Source organism: Arthrobacter sp. Hiyo1, from assembly GCF_001263615.2.
In the GTDB taxonomy this organism is placed as follows: Bacteria; Actinomycetota; Actinomycetes; order Actinomycetales; family Micrococcaceae; genus Arthrobacter.
This window is the reverse complement of sequence record NZ_DF952473.1, coordinates 384368-388813: the sequence shown is the minus strand read 5'-3', so window position 1 is coordinate 388813 and position 4446 is coordinate 384368. Positions and strand designations below refer to the sequence as shown.

The window sequence follows — 4446 nt, the reverse complement described above, 5'->3', positions numbered from 1 at the left end:
TCAAGCACACCCTGGCCCACCTCGGCCCGGCCGTCTCGGCCGACCGCATGCTCCAGGACTACGTCAACACCCTTTACCGCCCGGCGCTGTCGCCGGGAGGCAGGCGGGAACGGCGTCGTTCAAGGAAGCGAAGGAACTCGCGGCCTGGACCACCAAGGTCCGCACCGCCTGGCCACAGCTGATCGTGGAACACGTCGATTCCATCGGCGTCTCCGAGGAGCCCCAGATCGGCGACACCCTCCAGGTCAACGCCTACATCGCCCTGCACGAACTCACGCCCGAGGACGTGTCGGTTGAGGTGGCGTATGGCCGGGCCCAGGACGGAGACGAACTGGAAGATGTGGCCCTGGTCGAGCTGACCGAAACGGAGGACCTTGGCAACGGGCGACACCTGTTCACCGGGTCCATCCTGATCAACCGCTCCGGGTCCTTCGGCTACACCGTCCGGGTCTTCCCGAAACACCCCTCCCTGGCCTCCAAGGCCGAACTGGGGCTGATCGCGAACGCCTAGGAATGCGCCCCCGCTGCTGTTCGAGCAGCGGGGGCGCGTTCCACCCCGAGCTTCATCGCAACGCGCGGTGAGTAGTTCCACGGCCAACATCAAACACAAGGGAGTGACGATGGCTTCGAAGAAAGTCTTGGCGATTGTGCTGGCCGGCGGTGAGGGTAAGCGACTCATGCCGCTTACCGGAGATCGCGCCAAACCAGCCGTCCCATTCGCAGGGAGTTACCGGCTGATCGACTTCGCCCTGTCCAATCTGACCAACTCGGGCTATTGGCAGATTGTGGTGCTGACCCAATACAAGTCCCACAGCCTGGACCGGCACATTTCAGAAACGTGGCGGATGTCCGCACAATTGGGCAACTATGTAGCGTCGGTTCCGGCTCAACAGCGCGTCAGTAAAAGCTGGTTCCTAGGCAGCGCAAATGCGATCTACCAGTCGCTCAACCTCATCGAAGACGCCCGTCCTGACATCGTCGTGGTCGTGGGTGCTGACCACGTCTACCGGATGGATTTCGAGCACATGGTGCGCAGCCATATCAGCTCCGGCGCAAAGGCCACTGTGGCGGGCGTGCGTCAACCTCTGGCCATGGCCGACCAGTTCGGCGTGATCGAGGTGGACCAGGCCGCTGGTTCCGATAGCGCGAGCGGCGGCACGGCCAAGAGGATCGCAGCATTTGTGGAAAAGCCGGCTTCGACGCGTGGGCTTCCTGAAGACCCTTCCCAGTTCCTGGCATCGATGGGGAACTACGTTTTCGACGCCGATGCCTTGGTGGGGGCGCTTGAGCACGACGCCACCCGGCAAGACACGAGACACGACATGGGCGGTGACATCATCCCCTATTTCGTTTCCCGTGGCGAAGCGTTCGCCTATGATTTTTCAAGCAATGATGTCCCAGGGGCCACGGATCGTGACCGCAACTACTGGCGCGACGTCGGTACTATCGACTCATACTTTGAGGCACACCTCGATTTGATTTCGCCGGATCCGGTGTTCAATCTCTACAACTCCGATTGGCCGATCTACACACGGCAAAGCGCTTCGCCTCCGGCCAAGATGGTTCGCGGGGAAGGCGGAACCGTCGGCACGGCCCAGGACTCGATTGTTTCCAACGGCGTCATCGTATCGGGCGGTCTCGTGGAAAATTCGGTGCTCTCCAACGATGCGTTCATTTCCAGTGGTGCCCGCGTTATCGACTCGGTGCTGTTGGACAACGTCACCATCGGCGAAGGGGCGGTGGTCAAGCGGGCCATCCTGGACAAGAACGTCAGGGTTCCAGCCGGCGCAACCATCGGCCTGGATCCGGACCTGGACCGACGGCGCGGCTATAACGTCACGGATTCCGGCATCACGGTCCTGAGCAAAGGTCAACACGTACCTCTCCCGAATGAACACGACCGGGAACTCGCCCGTGCGGCACTCCTGGCTACCTGAAGTCGCGGGAGTTGGACTTCACTGTCAGGACCAAGGGTTCCAGCTTGTCCGCCACGAGATTGGTGACTCCTTCCGGCGATCGTTCGAGGAAACCCCGGACGACCAGCGCGGATGATTCCCGGGCGACGCGGCGATGCCTCTTCCAGAGGCCAACGCTGCAGATGACATTGAGGATGCCGCTCTCGTCCTCCAGATTCACGAAGGTGATCCCTTGCGCGGTCTGGGGGCGTTGGCGGTGGGTCACGACGCCGGCCACTTCAACACGCGTGCCGGACTCGACCTGGGAGAGCCGGTCCACCCGCAGCACCCCCCTCGAATCCAGGGCCTCGCGGGCATGGCGCATCGGATGGTCATCGGTGCTGATTCCTGTCGCCCACATGTCGTAGGCAACATTTTCCAGGGGGGAGAGCTCGGGCAGCAGCGGTGGCTGGACGGCGACGTGGGTCCCGGGCAATTGTCCTTCCCGCTCGAGCGCGGCATCTCCGGCTTGCCACAATGCTTCGCGGCGGTTCATTCCCAGCGAATCGAGTGCTCCCGCTGAAGCGAGTGCCTCCAGCTGATCCGCGCTGAGATTCGCGCGGCGGGACAGATCCGCCATGTCCCGGTAGGCGCCATGCTCCGCACGCTCGGTGACGATCCGCTTCGCCACTTCGGCGCCGATGGACGTGACGCCGTCGAGCCCCAACCGCACGGCGCGTGAGCCATCCCGCCGGTGCAGGTGGTCCTCGCGTGGTCGATCCTGCTGGAAGAGGCCGATCTCCGGCTGGTGGAAGTCTAGGCAGGAATCCATGCCGCCCACTTGGCCTGTTTCGGCACTTGTCGCCTCGTCGAGCACTTCGAGGGTCGCCTCGGCAAGGGAATGCAGTACATCCGGGCGCAACACCTGGACCCCGTGCCTGCGGGCATCCGCCACGAGGGTTTGCGGGGAGTAGAAGCCATGGGTTGTGCCCGCAGCAGGGACGCGAGAAATGCGCCAGGGTAGTGCAGCTTCAGCCACGAGCTTGCGTAGACCAACACCGCGAAGCTCAAGGAGTGGGATTCCGCGAAACCGAAGTTCGCAAAGGCCTGGATCTTGGCGTAGATGGCGTCGGCGTCGTCCTTGCTGATCCCGTTGGCCGCCATCCCCGCATAGAGCTTGGCCTCGAGCGACTCGATCTTCTCCCGGCCCCGTTTGGAGCCCATCGCGCGGCGGAGCAGGTCCGCATCCTCGGCGGTGCAGCCGCCCACGGCAACTGCCATCTGCATCAGTTGCTCCTGGAACAAGGGCACACCCAAAGTCCGCTTAAGCACGGGCTCCAGCAATGGATGAAGATACGTGATCTTTTCCGTGCCTGCACGGCGCCGGATGTAGGGGTGCACGGCGCCACCTTGGACCGGACCTGGACGGATCAGCGCGATTTCGACCACCAGATCGTAGAATTTCCTCGGTTTCAGCCGCGGCAGCGTGCTGATCTGGGCCCGTGATTCCACTTGGAACACCCCGATCGAGTCGGCCCGGCAGAGCATGTCGTAGACGGCCGGTTCTTCCCGCGGGATGGTCTCGATGGTCCAACGCTCCCCGAAATGCTTGTCGATCAAATCAAAGGAGTACTGCAGGGCGGCGAGCATGCCCAGGCCAAGAAGGTCGAACTTGACCAGGCCCATCCACTCGCAATCGTCCTTGTCCCATTGCAGGACCGTGCGGTTTTCCATCCGGGCGCGTTCGATGGGTACCACCTCGCCGACAGGCCGTTCGGTGAGGACCATGCCGCCGGAGTGGATGCCCAGGTGCCGGGGGAAGCCCAGTATCTGGTCAGCAAGGTCCAGGACCGGGGCCGGGATGTTGTTGGTCTTGCCATCGCTGAGATCGCCCCAGTGATCGAGCCGCTTGGACCAGGCGTCCTGTTGGCCCTGGCTGTAGCCGAGTGCTTTGGCAATGTCCCTGACGGCGTTCTTCGGCCTGTAACTGATGACATTCGCTACTTGGGCCGCGTTGAACCGTCCGTACTTGCGGTAGACGTATTGGATGACTTCTTCCCGCCGGTCCGAGTCGAAATCGACGTCGATGTCCGGTTCTTCTTCGCGGAGGCTGGAGAGGAAACGCTCAAACGGAAGGTTGTAGAAGATACTGTCGACCGCGGTGATCCCCAGCGCGTAGCAAACGGCAGAGTTCGCCGCGGACCCCCGGCCTTGGCAGAGGATGCCGCGGGAACGGGCAAACTGCACGATGTCGTGCACAATCAGGAAATAGCCGGGGAAGTTTTTCGCCTCGATCACTGCGAGTTCCTGCTCGATCCGGCGATGGACCCGTTCGTCGGCGTCCGGGTACTTGTCCCTCACCCCTTCTTCAACAAGTTGCCGCAGCCACGTGATAAGGCTGTGCCCCGCAGGAACATCGAGCTTGGGAAGCTTCGGGCGGGCGGCCCGTAACTGGAATGCAAGCTCGTCTGCGATCTCGACAGTCCGTTCGACCGCGCCGGGGTAGCGGGCGAACCGCGCTACCATCTCGGAACCGCTCCGCAAATGGGCG

General features: G+C 62.8%; 3 pseudogenes. 2 read left to right on the top strand and 1 reads right to left on the bottom strand.

Features of this window, described 5'->3' with window-relative positions:
- Nucleotides 1-511, top strand: a pseudogene (locus AHiyo1_RS17235) (hypothetical protein); the annotation flags it as partial.
- Between the two features lie 103 nt (nucleotides 512-614).
- Nucleotides 615-1934: pseudogene (glgC, locus tag AHiyo1_RS17230) on the top strand (glucose-1-phosphate adenylyltransferase); the annotation flags it as partial.
- Here the strand turns inward: glgC and AHiyo1_RS17225 are convergent.
- Nucleotides 1930-4446, bottom strand: a pseudogene (locus AHiyo1_RS17225) (error-prone DNA polymerase); the annotation flags it as partial. The pseudogenes glgC and AHiyo1_RS17225 sit on opposite strands and share 5 nt — an antisense overlap.